Below are 16248 nucleotides of genomic sequence, written 5' to 3' on the forward strand. Positions count from 1 at the left end.
GTACACCCGTACACAAGCTCGGGCGCTCCCCGCGCACGCCCCGCCGGGAGACCGCTCCCGCGGGGCGAACGGAGATCAGTTCAGCGTGAACCAGGCCGCCCGCGCCTTCTTCCACTCCGCGTGCGTCAGGTCCTTGGCCTCGGCGCCGTCCCCGTACAGGTCGGCGGAGCCGCTGTCGGTGATCAGCTGGACCCGCGCCCCCGCGACCGACAGGTCGGGCACCTCCACGATGGCCTCCCAGCCACCGGGATCGGTGGTCGGCAGGTCGGCCCGCTTGACCGGGGCGTGGCCCGCGACCCCGTCCCACTGGTACAGCGCGTACGGGTCCGAGTTGTCGTCGGCGGCCCAGGAGCCGGCCAGGATCAGGTACTGGTTCGCCGCGTTCTTGCGGATGTCGCGGATCGCGAGGCCGCCGAGGTCGAGTTCGATGCCCGCGCCGAAGCCGGCCTTCGCACCCGTGGACAGCACCTTGTCGAAGTTGGTGACCGGCACCACCAGCGCCTTGCCGCCCGGCACGGCCGGGGCGAGCGGGGCCCGGAAGCCGAGGTAGGCGGTGGTGGTGGAGCCCGGCGCGAACTCCAGTCCCTCCACGTTGAACCCGTCGATCTGCTTGGGCGCCTCGCCGTCGGCCGTGCCGGCCGCGAAGCCGTAGCGGTTGCCGTTGCCCTTGTCCCAGGCCACGAGGTCGTCGCGGAACTTCTTGTACGAGCCTCCGTACGCGAGTTGCGCGCTCGCCCCGGAGCCGCTGAGCGTGGTGGTGAACACCGTGTTGCGGGGCGCCTTGTACTCGCCGTCCTTGTTGTTGCCGAGCGAGCCGGTCCAGTAGACGGTGTCGCCGATCCGGGTCGCCCCCTCGATGTCCACCTCCTTGCTCACCCCGAGCCGTGAGCTGAAGTCCCAGGTTCTCAGCGGCGCGGCGGACCGGGAACGGTCGTACAGCCGCAGCACGTTCGACTCGTCGTCCGCGACGATGGCGTAGCCACCGCCGACGTCCACGGCGGCCGAGGAGTCCGAGGCGCCGACGAGGTAGCGGGCGTCGGCGGGGTTCGCCACGGCGGCCGACGCCGCGTACGACAGTGTCTTGGTGGCGCTCTTGCCGCCCAGCCCGCTCACCTTGACGGTGAGGTTGGTGTAGCCGCGGCCCCGTGCGGTGACGGCCAGTTGACGGACCGCGCCCGCTCCGGTGACGGTGACGTCCCCGGTGCCGGCGACCGAGGCCTTGCTGGAGGCCGTGGCGCTGACGACCAGCGCGGACGCGTCCGCGCCGCTCTGTCCCACGGTCACGTCCACGACGGGATCCCCGACCCCGCCGACGGCCCCCGACAGGTAGGAGGCGGAGAACGCGATGGTCGGTGTGCCGTAACCGGCCGCCAGGGCGGGCGAGTTCACCCCGGCGAGCGTCAGTGCGGCGAGGGCGGCCACGCCCAGCCGCCGAGGCGTCCGCCGCCTCGCCCGTCCCGTAGCCCGTCCCGTCGTCCACCCCGTCGTCTGCTTCATCCCTGTCCCCCACGCGTTCATCGGCGTCCCCCACCCGTTCATCGGTGTCCCCCACGCGTTCATCGGTGTCCCCCACGCGTCGGGCCAAGCGCGATCCGTGCGGAGCGGGACTTCTGCCCCTCCGCGCGGTCGAGGTCCTTGGCTTCCTTGCCCGCCGAGGCGGCGTACGCCAGGGTGGCCGTCGCGGTCTTCCCGCCGCGTCCGGTGACCTGGAGCGTCAGGTCGGTGTGCCCCTGCCCCCGGGGGCGCACCGTCAGGCTGCGGTCGCCCGAGGGGGTCCGCTGCTGTCGTACGTCGCCCACCGCGGCCACCGCCGGGTTGCTGGAGGACAGCACCCGCAGCCTCAGGAACCCGGCCGGCACCCCGGACTGCTCGACGTCCACCGTCACGGCGGGGCCGTCGTGGGCGCCCACGACCCCGGTGAGGCGCGTGGCGGAGAGCGAGATCGTCGGATCGGCGTACCCGACGGCGTGCGCGGGCGTTCCCAGCCCCGCGACGAGGAGGGCAGCGGCCCCGGCGACGCCCACGGCGCCCGCACGGCGCACCGGCGATAGGCGAACGGTCACGGATGGTCCTCTCGACTGCTGCGCCACGGCGTGAGCATGGCGGCCATGGAGAAGATTCGGCCACCGCGGCCAACTTCCGGTGCACACCGCCCGACGACCGGGCGAACAGGCCGAGGAGCGGACGTCGCGAGAGCGCGAGGACGGACGACTGAAGGCCGACGCGCACCACGACGCGCCTCGTGTCGCGCACCACTACGCGCATCGTGTCGCGCACCACGAGGCGCTCCACTACCCGCGCCGCGACGCGCGTCACGGCCCGCGCCGCCTCCCGCCCGGCCGGGCCCGCGCCCCTCCGCCCGGGCCCCGCAAGGGCCCGAACGGCAGGAGGGGCCCCCGGCATCACGCCGGGGGCCCCTCCTCACACACGTCGACTCAGACGTTGAAACCGAGTGCGCGCAGCTGCTCACGGCCGTCATCCGTGATCTTGTCCGGGCCCCACGGGGGCATCCAGACCCAGTTGATGCGAAGTTCGTTGACGATGCCTTCCGTCGCCGACTTCGCCTGGTCCTCGATGACGTCCGTCAGCGGGCAGGCCGCCGAGGTGAGCGTCATGTCGAGGGTGGCGATGTTCGCGTCGTCGACGTGGATGCCGTAGATCAGGCCCAGGTTCACGACGTCGATGCCCAGCTCGGGGTCGACCACGTCGTAGAGGGCCTCGCGGACCTCTTCCTCGCTGGCCGGCTTGATCGACGCCTCGGGCGTCGCGTTCTCGGTCATGCCGTCTTCCTCTCCGCGTCGCCCAGGGCCTGGGCGGTCGCGTCCTTCCACGCCATCCAGCTCAGCAGAGCACACTTCACGCGGGCGGGAAACTTGGCGACACCGGCGAACGCGACCGCGTCCTCCAGTACCTCTTCCATGGCCTCGTCGGGCTCGATCTTGCCCTTGGACTGCATCAGCTCCAGGAAGGTCTCCTGGATCCGACGCGCGTCGGCGAGGTCCTTGCCGACCAGCAGCTCGTTCAGCACGGACGCACTGGCCTGGCTGATGGAGCAGCCCTGGCCCTCGTACGAGACGTCGGTGAGCGTCTCGCCGTCGTACTTCACGCGCAGCGTGATCTCGTCACCGCACGTGGGGTTGACGTGGTGCACCTCGGCGTCGCCGTCGCGCAGGCCACGCCCGTGCGGGTGCTTGTAGTGGTCCAGGATCAGTTCCTGGTACATCGAATCCAGCTTCACTGCGTCCTCGTCCGCCTTCGTCGCTATCCGAAGAAGTTCCGTACGTGCTCCAGCCCGTCGATCAGCGCGTCGACCTCGGCCGGAGAGGAGTACAGGTAGAACGACGCCCGCGTGGTCGCGGGAATTCCGTAGCGCAGGCATACGGGGCGCGCGCAGTGGTGTCCCACGCGGACCGCGATGCCCTGCTCGTCCAGCACCTGGCCGACGTCGTGCGGGTGGATGTCACCCAGCGTGAAGGAGATGGCGGCGCCGCGGTCCTCGGCCGTGGTGGGGCCGATGATCCGCAGGTCGGGCACCTCCAGGAGGCGCTTGACCGCGTACTCCGTGATCGCGTGCTCGTGCGCGGCGATCTTGTCCATGCCGATCGCGCTGAGGTAGTCCACGGCCGCGCCGAGGCCGACGGCCTGGGCGATCGGGGGCGTACCCGCCTCGAACTTGTGCGGGGCCGGGGCGTAGGTCGAGGCGTGCATCGACACGGTCTCGATCATCTCGCCGCCACCGAGGAACGGCGGGAGGTCCTCCAGGAGCTCCTGCCGGCCCCACAGGACGCCGATGCCGGTCGGGCCGCACATCTTGTGGCCGGTGAAGGCCACGAAGTCGGCGCCGAGCGCCTGTACGTCCAGCGGCATGTGCGGGGCGGCCTGGGAGGCGTCGATCAGCACCAGCGCGCCGACCTCCTGCGCGCGCCGGACGATCGCCTCGGTCGGGTTGACCGTGCCCATGATGTTGGAGACCAGCGTGAAGGAGACGATCTTCGTCTTCTCCGTGATGACCTCTTCGATGTTGGACAGGTCGAGCCGGCCGTCGTCGGTGAGGCCGAACCACTTCAGCTTCGCGCCCGTGCGCTGCGAGAGCAACTGCCACGGGACGATGTTGGAGTGGTGCTCCATCTCCGTGATGGCGATCTCGGTCTCGCGGTCGACCCGGTAGGGCTCGTCCGCCCAGCCGAGCATGTTCGCGACCAGGTTGAGCGACTCCGAGGCGTTCTTGGTGAAGATCACCTCGTCGCGGCTCGGTGCGTTGATGAAGGCGGCGACCTTGTCGCGGGCGCCCTCGTACAGCGCCGTGGCCTCCTCGGCGAGCACGTGCACGCCGCGGTGGACGTTGGCGTTGTGCTGCTCGTAGTACTCGTTCAACGCGTCGAGCACCTGGCGCGGCTTCTGCGAGGTCGCCGCGTTGTCCAGGTAAACGATCTTCTTCCCGTCGTGGACCACACGATCCAGAAGGGGGAAGTCCTTGCGGATCGCCTCGATGTCGAGGAGGCCAGGCAGCTGTGTCACGCGGTCGCGCCACCCTTCACGTACTTGTCGTAACCCTCGGCCTCCAGCTGGTCCGCCAGCTCGGCGCCGCCGGACTCGGCGATCCGGCCGTTCGCGAACACGTGCACGAAGTCGGGCTTGATGTAGCGCAGGATGCGCGTGTAGTGCGTGATCAGCAGGGTGCCGACCTCGCCGCTCTCGCGGACCCGGTTGACGCCCTCGGAGACGACGCGCAGGGCGTCGACGTCCAGGCCGGAGTCGGTCTCGTCGAGGATCGCGATCTTCGGCTTGAGGAGCTCCAACTGGAGGATCTCGTGGCGCTTCTTCTCACCGCCGGAGAAGCCCTCGTTGACGTTGCGCTCGGCGAAGGCCGTGTCCATCTGGAGCTGCTCCATGGCGGACTTGACCTCCTTCACCCAGGTGCGCAGCTTGGGCGCCTCGCCGCGGATGGCGGTGGCCGAGGTGCGCAGGAAGTTGGAGACCGAGACGCCGGGGACCTCGACCGGGTACTGCATGGCGAGGAACAGGCCGGCGCGGGCGCGCTCGTCGACGGACATCTCCAGGACGTCTTCGCCGTCGAGGGTGACGGTGCCACCGGTGATCGTGTACTTCGGGTGACCGGCCAGCGAGTAGGCCAGCGTGGACTTGCCGGAGCCGTTCGGACCCATGATGGCGTGCGTCTCACCCTGCTTGACGGTGAGGTCGACGCCCTTGAGGATCTCGCGGGCGCCGTTCTCGGCCTCGACGGAGACGTGCAGGTCGTGGATTTCAAGCGTTGCCATGGATACCTCAGGACTCCTGGGTGAGGGAGACGAGCACGTCGTCCCCTTCGATCTTTACGGGGTATACGGGTACGGGGCGCGTCGCGGGCAGGCCGGACGGCTTGCCGGTCCGCAGGTCGAACGCCGAGCCGTGCAGCCAGCACTCGATCATGCAGTCCTCGACCTCGCCCTCCGAGAGGGACACGTTCGCGTGCGAGCAGATGTCGTTGATCGCGAACACCTCCCCCTCGGTGGAGACGATGGACACCGGCGTGCCGTCGAGTTCCACCCGCTTGGGGGTGTCCGCCTCCAGCTCGCTCAGCGCACAGGCCTTGACGTAATTCATCAGACGGAACCCTGGAGCTCGGTCTCGATCTTGGAGAGCAGGCGCTCCTCGATGTCGTCGACACCGATCTGCTGGACCAGCTCGGCGAAGAAGCCGCGCACGACCAGCCGGCGGGCCTCGTCGGCCGGGATGCCGCGGGCCTGGAGGTAGAAGAGCTGCTCGTCGTCGAAGCGGCCGGTCGCGGAGGCGTGGCCGGCGCCGACGATCTCGCCGGTCTCGATCTCCAGGTTCGGCACCGAGTCGACCCGCGCGCCGTCCGTGAGGACGAGGTTGCGGTTCATCTCGTAGGTGTCGGTGCCCTCGGCGGTCTTCTCGATGAGCACGTCACCGATCCAGACCGCGTGGGCGTCCTGGCCCTGGAGGGCGCCCTTGTAGACCACGTTCGACTTGCAGTGCGGCGCGCTGTGGTCGACCAGGAGGCGGTGCTCCTGGTGCTGGCCGGCGTCCGTGAAGTACAGGCCGAAGAGCTCGGCCTCGCCGCCGGGGCCGGCGTAGGTCACGCGCGGGTGCAGGCGGACGAGGTCGCCGCCGAAGGTGACGACGATCGACTTGAAGGTCGCGTCGCGGCCCACCAGGGCGTTGTGCTGGGAGACGTGGACGGCGGTGTCGTCCCAGTCCTGCACCGACACGACGGTGAGCTTCGCGCCGTCGCCGACGAGGAAGTCGACGTTGGCGGCGCGCACGCCGTCACCGGTGTGGTCGATGACCACGACGGCCTCGGCGAAGGCCTTCACGTCGAAGACCGTGTGGCCGAAGGTGGTGCCTCCCTCGCCGTGCAGCGTGACGCGCACGGGCTCGGTGAGGACGGCCTCCTTGGGCACGGTGACGACCGTGGCCTTGGCGAAGGACGAGAACGCCTGCGCGGCGATCCGGTCCACCGGGGTGCCGGCCTTGCCGATGCGCGCGTCGCCGCGCTCCACCGACTCGATCGTGACGACCTCGGGCGCGTCGATCTGGGCCTTCAGGGTGCCGTCGGCGACCGCGGTGCCGTCGTGCAGGCCCTTGAGGCGGGCGAGCGGGGTGAACCGCCACTCCTCCTCGCGGCCGTTGGGAACCGGGAAGTCCGCCACGTCGAAGGACGGGGGCGCGCTCATCCGGGTGGCGACGGTGGACTCTGCGGCCACCGCGATCGCGCCGGCGGTGGTCGAGCCCGCCGGAATGTTCTGAGCCTCAGCCATGGCTGTCGTCTTGCTCTCTTCCTACGTCTGTGAATGTGCTGCGGGTGGATCCGGCCGGGTCGGGACTAACCGACCGAGCCCTCCATCTGCAGCTCGATCAGCCGGTTCAGCTCCAGCGCGTACTCCATGGGCAGCTCACGGGCGATGGGCTCGACGAACCCGCGCACGATCATGGCCATGGCCTCGAACTCGGTCAGACCGCGGCTCATCAGGTAGAAGAGCTGGTCGTCGGAGACCTTGGAGACGGTGGCCTCGTGACCCATGGAGACGTCGTCCTCGCGGACGTCCACGTAGGGGTACGTGTCCGAGCGGGAGATCGTGTCGACCAGGAGCGCGTCGCACAGCACGTTGGACTTGGAGCCGTGCGCGCCCTCGCCGATCTCGACCAGGCCGCGGTACGAGGTGCGGCCGCCGCCTCGCGCCACCGACTTGGAGACGATGTTCGAGGAGGTGTTCGGCGCCATGTGGACCATCTTGGAGCCGGCGTCCTGGTGCTGGCCCTCGCCCGCGAAGGCGATGGACAGGGTCTCGCCCTTGGCGTGCTCGCCCATCAGGTAGACCGCCGGGTACTTCATGGTGACCTTGGAACCGATGTTGCCGTCGATCCACTCCATGGTCGCGCCCTCGTACGCCACGGCGCGCTTGGTGACCAGGTTGTAGACGTTGTTCGACCAGTTCTGGATCGTCGTGTAGCGGCAGCGGCCGCCCTTCTTCACGATGATCTCGACCACGGCGCTGTGCAGCGAGTCCGAGGAGTAGATCGGGGCGGTGCAGCCCTCGACGTAGTGGACGTAGGCGTCCTCGTCGACGATGATCAGCGTCCGCTCGAACTGGCCCATGTTCTCCGTGTTGATGCGGAAGTAGGCCTGGAGCGGGATGTCGACCTTGACGCCCTTGGGCACGTAGATGAACGAGCCGCCCGACCACACGGCGGTGTTCAGCGACGCGAACTTGTTGTCGCCGACCGGGATGACCGTGCCGAAGTACTCCTGGAAGAGCTCGGGGTGCTCCTTCAGCGCGGTGTCCGTGTCGAGGAAGATGACGCCCTGCTCCTCCAGGTCCTCGCGGATCTGGTGGTAGACGACCTCGGACTCGTACTGGGCCGCGACACCGGCGACGAGGCGCTGCTTCTCCGCCTCGGGGATGCCGAGCTTGTCGTACGTGTTCTTGATGTCCTCGGGCAGGTCCTCCCAGGAAGCGGCCTGCTTCTCGGTCGAACGCACGAAGTACTTGATGTTGTCGAAGTCGATGCCGGAGAGGTCCGAGCCCCAGTTCGGCATGGGCTTCTTGCCGAACAGCTTCAGGCCCTTGAGCCGGAGGTTCAGCATCCACTCCGGCTCGGACTTCTTGGCCGAGATGTCGCGGACGACATCCTCGGACAAACCCCGCTTGGCGGTGGCGCCCGCCGCGTCGGAGTCGGCCCAGCCGTATTCGTAGGTGCCCAGGCCATCGAGCTCAGGGTGAGCAGTCTCCGTGGTCATGCGGGGTTCCTCCCGGCCGTACTTGCAGATACTGATGTGTCGGTCTGTGCGGCGCCCTTGACGCCGGCGCCCGCGCTGCGCGGAATGAACGTCGTGCACACCCCGTCGCCGTGGGCGATCGTGGCGAGTCGCTGCACATGTGTCCCGAGCAGGCGGGAGAAGACCTCGGTCTCCGCCTCGCAGAGCTGCGGGAACTGCTCGGCCACGTGGGCGACCGGGCAGTGGTGCTGGCAGAGCTGTTCACCACTGTGCGGACCGGGAGCGCTCTTCGCCGTGGCAGCGTACCCGTCCGCGGTCAACGCCTTGGCCAGGGCCTCGGTCCGTTGCGCGGGGTCGGCCGCCTCGACGGATTCCCGGTAGGTCTCCGCCTGTGCGGCCAGTCTGGCGCGGGCGAACGCGGCGACCGCCGCCTCGCCCTGCTCGCCCCCGCCGGCGGACTGCGCGATCCAGCGCAGGGCCTCGACGGCGAGCGAGTCGTAGGACTGGTCGAACGCGTCGCGGCCGCAGTCGGTGAGCGCGAACACCTTGGCCGGCCGACCCCGCGTGCGTGCGCCGTACACACGCTGCTCGCGGGGTGCGATCACGTCGTCGGCGACGAGTGCGTCGAGGTGACGACGGACGGCGGCCTGGGTGAGGCCGAGACGCTTGGCGAGGTCGGCGACGGTGGACGGACCGTGGTCCAGGATGGAGCGCGCGACCCGGTTGCGGGTGGACCGCTCCCCGGTCACGAGTTCCCCCTGGGGGGTCTCGATCATCCGTTCGCCGTATTTCACAACGCCATTGTTGCGTAATTAACCGAGCATCGACAAGCCGTGACCGAGGCCACCCCGGGTGGTCTCCATCACTAAGGGTTACCTTATTTATCGACGCAGAGTTATTCGGAGGCCTGCATTCCAGTCTCTGGGGCGGCACCTCCGGAGCACCGGAAACAGCCCCCACCAGCAATCCCCCGCCCAAGACGGCCCCCGGGACGGTAAACGCCGGGATCCGGAAAAGTTCACGGAAACCGACTGGGCCATCCAGTCCCACCGGGCCGAAAAGAGCCGTGATCGCGACGCCGTGTTCGAATCCGGGGACGGAAAAAACCGCGCGGGTCACCGTGGAACGGGGATTTCGACCCCGGCGCCACGCACCGAGGAATCATGAACGCCCGCGCCCGCGCCCCCGCCGCCCCCGGCCCCGAGGACCCCCCTCGGCCCTCCGTAGACTCACCCGCATGAGCAACGACCCCGCCGTGGAGATCCGCGGACTGGTGAAGCGGTACCGCCCCCTCCCCCACCGGCCGGCCGTGGACGGACTGGACCTCACCGTCCGCACGGCGTCGGTCACCGCGGTACTGGGTCCCAACGGCGCGGGCAAGACCACCACCGTGGAGACCTGCGAGGGCTACCGGCGTCCCGACGCGGGCACCGTCCGTGTCCTGGGACTCGACCCGATCGCCCAGGCCGGGGCCCTGCGTCCGCGGATCGGCGTCATGCTCCAGTCCGGCGGGGTCTACTCCGGCGCCCGCGCCGTCGAGATGCTCCGCCACATGGCCAGGCTGTACGCGAACCCGCTCGACGTGGACACCCTCGTGGAACGCCTCGGGCTCGGCGGGTGCGGCCGCACCACCTACCGCCGGCTCTCCGGCGGCCAGCAGCAGCGCCTGTCGCTCGCCATGGCCGTCGTGGGCCGGCCCGAGCTGGTCTTCCTCGACGAGCCCACGGCCGGTCTCGACCCGCAGGCCCGCCGCGCGACCTGGGACCTCGTACGGGAACTGCGCGCCGACGGGGTCACCGTCGTCCTGACCACCCACCACATGGACGAGGCCGAGCAGCTCGCCGACGAGGTCGCCATCGTCGACGCGGGCAGGGTCATCGCCCACGGCAGCCCCGAGCAGCTCTGCCGGGGCGGCGCCGAGAACACCCTGCGCTTCACCGGCCGCCCCTCCCTCGACCTCGCCTCCCTGCTGAAGGCGCTGCCCGACGGCACCGAGGCCGCCGAGCTCAGCGCCGGCGTCTACCGGGTCACCGGTGACGTGCACCCGCAACTACTGGCCACCGTCGCGTCCTGGTGCGCGCAGCACGGGGTGATGCCGGACAGCCTCTCGGTCGAGCGGCACACGCTGGAAGACGTCTTCCTCGAACTCACGGGCAAGGAGCTGCGCGCATGAGCGCCGGTACGTTCACCCCCGACCCGGGGGCCGCTCCCCTGTCCCGCATGATCCGGGCGCAGACCGCGCTGGAGACCCGGATGCTGCTGCGCAACGGGGAACAACTCCTGCTCACCGTGATCATTCCGGCGCTGCTGCTCGTGCTCTTCTCCGCCGTGGACGTCGTGGACACCGGCGAGGGCAAGGCCGTGGACTTCCTGGCTCCCGGCGTCCTCGCCCTCGCGGTGATGTCCACCGCCTTCACCGGCCAGGCCATCGCCACCGGTTTCGACCGCCGCTACGGGGTCCTCAAGCGGCTCGGGGCCTCCCCGCTGCCGCGCCGCGCCCTGATGGCGGCCAAGACCCTGTCCGTCCTGGTGACCGAGGTGCTCCAGGTCGCCCTGCTGACGGTGATCGCCCTCGCGCTGGGCTGGTCCCCGCACGGGAACCCGCTGTCGGTCGCGGCGCTGATCCTGCTCGGCACCGCCGCCTTCTCGGGGCTGGGCCTGCTGATGGCGGGCACCCTCAAGGCCGAGATGACCCTGGCCGCCGCCAACCTCGTCTTCCTGCTGCTGCTGGTCGGCGGCGGGGTGATCGTGCCGCTGGACAAGTTCCCCGACGCCGTGCGCTCCGTACTCGAACTGCTGCCGATCTCGGCCCTGTCCGACGGGCTGCGCGAGGTGCTCCGACACGGGGCCTCGATGCCCTGGGGCGACGCCGCGATCCTGGCCGTCTGGGCGGTGCTGGGGCTGGGCGCCGCCGCGCGGTTCTTCCGCTGGGAGTGATTCCCCTCCCTCGCGCGTTGGGATGGCAGGAGGGTGACCACCTCCACGCACGAGTGACGCACGACGATGACGCCGGGGGGCGGGCATGACACAGCGGGAGGCCGTTCTACGGCTGGACGAGCAGTGGGCGAGGGTCCGCTCGGGAGCCGCGCACGCGGAGGCCGACGAGAGCGACCGTCTGCTGGCCGAGCTGATCGGCGCGCTCCGCGAGCCCGCCCGGACGGACGCCGAGTGCGCGGCCCGGCTGGGGCTGCGGCTGGGCGACCTCGCGGCCCGTCGGTTCGCCGCCGGGGACCGGGCCGGGGCACTCTCGGCGATCGAGGAGGCCCTGCGGCACGCGCAGCAGGCCGCCGGGCACGCCCCGGAGTACGCCCGCTGGTACGCCCGGGGGCTGATCAACCAGGGGGTCTGGCTGGCCTGGCCCCTCAGCGACGACGCACGGCTCCCCCGACACCCGCTGGGCACGGTGGCCGAGAGCGGCCCGACCCCGATGGAACGCGCGGCCGGCGAGCGCGCCCGGGACCTGACCCGCGCCGCCGTCGAGGTGTGGGCCTCCCTCGACCAGCACGACCCGGTCAACCGCCGGGGCCTGGCGCAGGCCAAGGTGTTCCTCGGCGACCGGCTCGCGGAGCTGGGGTTCGCCGAGGACGCGGTGGCCTGGGCCGTCGACGCGGAGGCGGGGTTTCGCCGGCTGCTGCTGGCCGCGCCCGGCACCGAGGAGGCACAGGAGGCCGAGGAGGCCCTGGACCACATCGGCCGGCAGTTGGAACTGCGCCTGCGCTTCCTGTCCTTCGACTCGCTGGTGAGCCTGCGCGCGGGCGGCCTGCTGCCCGAACGGCTGCTGCCCCAGGCGGTGGTGGCGGCGCGGATCCAGGGCTTCGCGGAGCCCGAGATCGCGGCCCGGCTGGGCCTGGGCGCCGAGCAGGTGGGCACGATGCTGGAGGTCACGCCCTGGCTCGCGGTGTGGCGGTTGGAGGTCCGGGGCGCGGACGGGCTGTGGACCGTACAGGAGCGTCCGTGGCACGGCTCGACGGAGGTGCGCAACCGCACCGCGGAGGACGTGGCGGCGGAGCTGGTGCGCGGCTTCATGGAATCGCCGGACTATCCGGGCGACGCCGGCCTGTGGCGGATCCGGCTGTGGTGGCACGAGGAGGGAGACCCGGCCGGAGCACGGTTCCGCCTGGTCATAGGGCCCGACTCGGCCGCCGGCACCCCCTCGTGAAAGTTTGCACAAGGCGCGGCCTACGATAGGGGCCGTGTTGACCCCTCTCTCCTTCATCGCCGGCCGCTGGACCCCGTCACCCCGGACCGTCCGGCGGGCCGCGCTCGCCGCGCTCGTCATGAGCGTGGTCATCGTCGTCACCGGCGGCGCGGTGCGACTGACCGGATCCGGTCTCGGCTGCGACACCTGGCCCAAGTGCACCGACGAAAGCCTGATCGTCACCCGGGAACAGGGCTTCCACGGGGCGATCGAGTTCGGCAACCGCATGCTGACGTACGTGCTCTGCGCCGCCGTCGGCTGGGCCATCGTCGCCGCCCGTTCGGCCAAGCCGTGGCGGCGTTCGCTGTCCCGGCTGGGCTGGCTCCAGTTCGCCATCGTGATGGGCAACGCCGTGCTCGGCGGCATCACCGTCCTGACGGGACTCAACCCGTACAGCGTGGCCGGGCACTTCCTGCTCGCCACCTCGCTGATCACGGTGACGACGATCACCTGGCAGCGCGCGGCCGAGGGCGACTCCCCGGCCCGGCCCCGGGTGCCCGCCCCCGTGCGCAGGCTCTCCTGGACGCTGATCGCCACCACCCTGGTCCTGATCGCCGCCGGCACGGTGGTGACCGGGTCCGGTCCGCACGCGGGTGACAGCAGCGAGATCAAGCGGATGCCGTTCGACTGGGCGGCCACCGCGCACGTGCACGCCATCGCCGCCTGGGTGGTGTGCGCGCTCGCCGTCGCGATGTGGCTGGTGCTGCGCGTGGTCGACGCCCCGGTCGACACCCGGGCGCGCGCCCGGGACCTGCTGATCGTGCTGCTCGCCCAGGGCGCCATCGGCTACGTGCAGTTCTTCACCCAGGTGCCCGAGGCCCTGGTCGCCGCCCACATGCTGGGCTCCTGCCTGGTGTGGATCGCGGTGCTCCGCGTCGCGCTGAGCCTGCGCGAGCGGCCCGCGGACGAGGCCGGGGTCCCGGCCCAGGGCGACCCGCTGCTCGCCGCCGTCTGAGACGCCCGATCCGCCCGAGCGGCCCGTTCCCTCGTGGGCCGGGCCGCTCAGGCGCGTTCGTCCAGCCGGTAGACGCGCCGGGCGTTCCCCGCCGCGATCATGGCCGCGACCCGGTCCGCGTCCCGCCGGGACCATGACCCGTCGGCGACCCAGCCGCCGAGCACGTCCTGCAGCGCCTGCCGGAAGACCAGGGCGCCGACGGCGTGCAGCTCGGGCAGTCTGCGACCGCCGCTGGAGAACATCAGCTTCCCGAAGGGCGCGGTCTCCAGCAGTTCGGCCAATACGGTCGCCGCCCGCGCCCCGGTCTGCGAGAGGACCGCGCCCAGGTCGGCGTACACGTGGGGGAAGGCGGACGCCAACCGCGCCGAGTGGCGGTGGTACGGATAGCCGCCGAGCAGGACCAGCCGGGTCCCGAGGCCCGCGGTGGCCCGCACGAAGTCCGTCAGCAGGGCCGGATCGGCCCGCCCCGGGTACTCCGCGGGCTCCCCCGCGCCCGTGTGCAGTTGGATCGGCAGCCCGGACGCCACCGCGCTCCACAACAGGTGCCGCAGGAGCACGGGGTCCCGTACGGCCTCGCCCTTGGCCCGGCCTGCCAACCACCGCCCGGCCGCCCCGTGCACCTCGCCGGGACCGGGCGGCTCGGGGGCGAAGGCCAGCACGGCGGGGTATCCGGCGGCGGCCCCGCAACTGAAGGCCGCGGCCCCGGTGGCGGCGTGCTGGAGCGCCTCGACGAGGTTGGAGAGGAAGGCGGTGACGGTCCCGGAGGTGTCGGCGACCTGTTCGGCCAGCAGCTCCAGCCGTACGATCTCGAAGGTCTCGGCGTCACCGGCGAGGGAGAGTTCCTTGGGCCCGGTGAGGTCCCCGGGCACCCCCGTGTCGACCAGGTACGCGGCGACGCGGGAGCCGCGCAGCAGGCGTTTGCCGGCCTCGACGACCCCGAGCTCGCGGCGGCGGGCCAGGTAGTGGGCGGGCGTGCAGTGGGGCTCCAGCCCCAGCAACGGCGGACACCAGCGGCGTACGGCGAAGCCGGTCTGGGTGTCGAAGAAGGTGGTGCCGGCGGCGGGCGGGCCGGCAGAGCTGATCAGGTGGGCCTCGAAGGTGCCGAGGCCCAGCTCCGTGCGGAGCACTCCTTGGCAGTACTGGTCCACCAGGGGCGGCGTTTCGATCATCCGGTCATCCCGTTGCGGACGTGAGGAAGGGGCTTCCACACGTCCTAACGGGTGAGCGGGGTGTGAGGTGTTGCTCGCGCTGTTGACCGAGCCCTCAGAATCCGGGATTGGCGGGTCCGCCCATCTGGATGCCGGCCATCCGGGTCCACTCGTAGGGCCCGGTGCGCACGCGCGCGGCGAACTCGCCGTCGAACTCCTCGTGCAGGGTCAGCCCGGCCTTCTCGGCGGCCAGCTCGGCCACGCCGTAGGTCGGGGCCACCAGGTCGCCCCAGCCCCCGTCCGTGCCCACGAGCACGATCCGGGTGCCGGCCTGTCCGATGTGGGCCAGCTGGCCCTCGGCGCCGCCGTGCCGCTTGGCGAACGCGCCGATCTGCCGGGCCAGCTTCGCGGCGGTGCGGTCCTGCTTCTTGTCCGGCGTGGCCGGGGTGACCGGGGTGTCTGCGGTGTCTGCCATGACTCGATGCTACCGACGAGTAATCACTTGAGGAAGGGATCCACGGCGACGGCGACGAAGAGCAGCGACACATAGGTGATCGACCAGTGGAACAGTCGCATCTCCTTGAGCTTCGCACCCGTCACGCCCGACTTGGCCCGCGCGTTCAGCGCGTGCGCCTCCCACAGCCACCAACCTCCGGCCACCAGTGCCACCGCCGTGTAGAACCAGCCGGTGTAGCCGAGCGGGGTCAGCAGCAGCGAGACCGCCACCATCACCCAGCTGTAGAGGACGATCTGGCGCGCCACGGCCTTGTTGCCGGCCACGACCGGCAGCATCGGCACGCCGGCCCGCGCGTAGTCGTCCTTCACCTTCATGGACAGCGGCCAGTAGTGCGGCGGCGTCCAGAAGAAGATGACGAGGAACAGGATGATCGCGGCCCAGGAGACCTCGTTCTTCACCGCGGACCAGCCGATGAGCACCGGCATGCAACCGGCGATGCCGCCCCAGACGATGTTCTGCGCGGTGCGCCGCTTCAACAGCATCGTGTAGACGACGACGTAGAAGAGGAGCGCGCCGAGCGACAGGGCCGCGGACAGCCAGTTGACGAGGAGCCCGAAGAAGAGGGTGGAGACCACCGCGAGGCCGAGGCCGAAGGCCAGGCACTCACGCGGGCTCACCATGCCGGTCACCAGGGGCCGCTGCGCCGTGCGGTCCATCAACGCGTCGATGTCGCGGTCGATGTACATGTTCAGCGCGTTCGCGCCACCGGCCGAGAGGTAACCGCCGAAGCAGGTCACGAGAACCAGCCAGAGGGAGGGAACGCCCCCTTCGGCGAGGAACATCACCGGCACTGTGGTGATCAGCAGAAGTTCGATGATCCGAGGCTTGGTCAAAGCCACGAATGCCATGGCCCTGGCCCCGAACGGCCGGTGACCGGGGCTCGTCCCGAGCACCGCCGCTGGACGGGATTCGACGGCCGTCACGCACACCCCTGAGAGAGAATCCAGCAAGCTCCGACTCGCACTCTTCAGGCGTGAAAGTCCGGTAAAGGCTTGCGCGTACCACGCCACTCTAGACGTTGCTCTTGTGTCGCCCCGCGCGGGGGTCGTCTCGTGTTGGGCCGATCGGCGGGAGCCCAGGTGAACACCAGTGGCCAACCAGGCGACGCACTACCGGCACTCGAATAGCCGCACGCCCCGGCGGGGGTAGGCTCGGAATCGCGCCGGTGCACCGTTCGTCACCGGGAAA

General features: G+C 70.7%; 17 protein-coding genes. 4 read left to right on the top strand and 13 right to left on the bottom strand.

Features of this window, described 5'->3' with window-relative positions; genetic code table 11:
• Positions 1-75: 75 nt before the first annotated feature.
• The 10 genes from ACFYW3_RS31185 to ACFYW3_RS31230 form a co-directional block, all read right to left on the bottom strand.
• Entirely contained in the window at positions 76-1422 is a 1347-nt protein-coding gene (locus ACFYW3_RS31185) for a hypothetical protein (RefSeq protein WP_389388001.1), read from the bottom strand.
• Between the two features lie 134 nt (positions 1423-1556).
• Positions 1557-2063, bottom strand: coding sequence for a hypothetical protein (locus tag ACFYW3_RS31190; RefSeq protein WP_351759437.1), 507 nt, complete (start codon positions 2061-2063; stop codon positions 1557-1559).
• A gap of 372 nt (positions 2064-2435) precedes the next feature.
• Positions 2436-2780 (bottom strand): metal-sulfur cluster assembly factor, encoded by a 345-nt coding sequence (locus tag ACFYW3_RS31195; RefSeq protein WP_053681645.1) that lies wholly within the window; start codon positions 2778-2780, stop codon positions 2436-2438.
• Entirely contained in the window at positions 2777-3238 is a 462-nt protein-coding gene (sufU, locus tag ACFYW3_RS31200) for a Fe-S cluster assembly sulfur transfer protein SufU (protein WP_053681643.1), read from the bottom strand. Before sufU ends, ACFYW3_RS31195 begins: the two co-directional genes overlap by 4 nt.
• Before the next feature lie 23 nt (positions 3239-3261).
• Entirely contained in the window at positions 3262-4518 is a 1257-nt protein-coding gene (locus ACFYW3_RS31205; protein ID WP_053681641.1) for a cysteine desulfurase, read from the bottom strand.
• Entirely contained in the window at positions 4515-5279 is a 765-nt protein-coding gene (gene sufC, locus ACFYW3_RS31210; RefSeq protein ID WP_150520152.1) for a Fe-S cluster assembly ATPase SufC, read from the bottom strand. The genes ACFYW3_RS31205 and sufC overlap by 4 nt, the downstream gene beginning before the upstream one ends.
• Before the next feature lie 7 nt (positions 5280-5286).
• On the bottom strand, positions 5287-5604 hold the full coding sequence (locus ACFYW3_RS31215) for a bifunctional 3-phenylpropionate/cinnamic acid dioxygenase ferredoxin subunit (protein WP_053681636.1): 318 nt from the start codon (positions 5602-5604) through the stop codon (positions 5287-5289).
• Positions 5604-6782, bottom strand: coding sequence for a Fe-S cluster assembly protein SufD (sufD, locus tag ACFYW3_RS31220; protein WP_351759440.1), 1179 nt, complete (start codon positions 6780-6782; stop codon positions 5604-5606). Before sufD ends, ACFYW3_RS31215 begins: the two co-directional genes overlap by 1 nt.
• Positions 6783-6847: 65 nt before the next feature.
• Entirely contained in the window at positions 6848-8263 is a 1416-nt protein-coding gene (gene sufB / locus ACFYW3_RS31225) for a Fe-S cluster assembly protein SufB (RefSeq protein ID WP_053681633.1), read from the bottom strand.
• Positions 8260-9018 carry an ArsR family transcriptional regulator gene (locus ACFYW3_RS31230; RefSeq protein ID WP_351759443.1) on the bottom strand — a complete coding sequence of 253 codons (759 nt, stop codon included), beginning with the start codon at positions 9016-9018 and terminating at the stop codon, positions 8260-8262. The genes sufB and ACFYW3_RS31230 overlap by 4 nt, the downstream gene beginning before the upstream one ends.
• A 461-nt stretch (positions 9019-9479) precedes the next feature.
• Here ACFYW3_RS31230 and ACFYW3_RS31235 point away from each other — a divergent pair, with 461 nt between their 5' ends.
• The 4 genes from ACFYW3_RS31235 (at position 9480) to ACFYW3_RS31250 (ending at position 13395) form a co-directional block, all read left to right on the top strand.
• On the top strand, positions 9480-10415 hold the full coding sequence (locus ACFYW3_RS31235; RefSeq protein WP_351759446.1) for an ABC transporter ATP-binding protein: 936 nt from the start codon (positions 9480-9482) through the stop codon (positions 10413-10415).
• Positions 10412-11179 (top strand): ABC transporter permease, encoded by a 768-nt coding sequence (locus ACFYW3_RS31240; protein ID WP_351759449.1) that lies wholly within the window; start codon positions 10412-10414, stop codon positions 11177-11179. The genes ACFYW3_RS31235 and ACFYW3_RS31240 overlap by 4 nt, the downstream gene beginning before the upstream one ends.
• A gap of 85 nt (positions 11180-11264) precedes the next feature.
• The gene (locus ACFYW3_RS31245; protein ID WP_351759452.1) at positions 11265-12401 is read left to right on the top strand and encodes a hypothetical protein; all 1137 of its coding nucleotides are present in this window, start codon (positions 11265-11267) and stop codon (positions 12399-12401) included.
• Positions 12402-12405: 4 nt separating this feature from the next.
• Positions 12406-13395 (top strand): COX15/CtaA family protein, encoded by a 990-nt coding sequence (locus ACFYW3_RS31250; protein ID WP_351759455.1) that lies wholly within the window; start codon positions 12406-12408, stop codon positions 13393-13395.
• 47 nt (positions 13396-13442) lie between these two features.
• On the opposite strand, the gene ACFYW3_RS31255 is transcribed toward ACFYW3_RS31250, so the two are convergent.
• The 3 genes from ACFYW3_RS31255 to ACFYW3_RS31265 form a co-directional block, all read right to left on the bottom strand.
• Positions 13443-14564 carry an amidohydrolase family protein gene (locus ACFYW3_RS31255; protein ID WP_389388002.1) on the bottom strand — a complete coding sequence of 374 codons (1122 nt, stop codon included), beginning with the start codon at positions 14562-14564 and terminating at the stop codon, positions 13443-13445.
• 94 nt (positions 14565-14658) lie between these two features.
• On the bottom strand, positions 14659-15018 hold the full coding sequence (locus ACFYW3_RS31260) for a hypothetical protein (protein WP_053681620.1): 360 nt from the start codon (positions 15016-15018) through the stop codon (positions 14659-14661).
• 23 nt (positions 15019-15041) lie between these two features.
• Positions 15042-15983: a heme o synthase gene (locus tag ACFYW3_RS31265; RefSeq protein ID WP_351759462.1), complete on the bottom strand. Its 942-nt coding sequence runs from the start codon at positions 15981-15983 to the stop codon at positions 15042-15044.
• Between the last annotated feature and the right edge of the window lie 265 nt (positions 15984-16248).

The organism is Streptomyces sp. NPDC002602 (genome assembly GCF_042889445.1).
Taxonomy (GTDB): Bacteria; Actinomycetota; Actinomycetes; order Streptomycetales; family Streptomycetaceae; genus Streptomyces.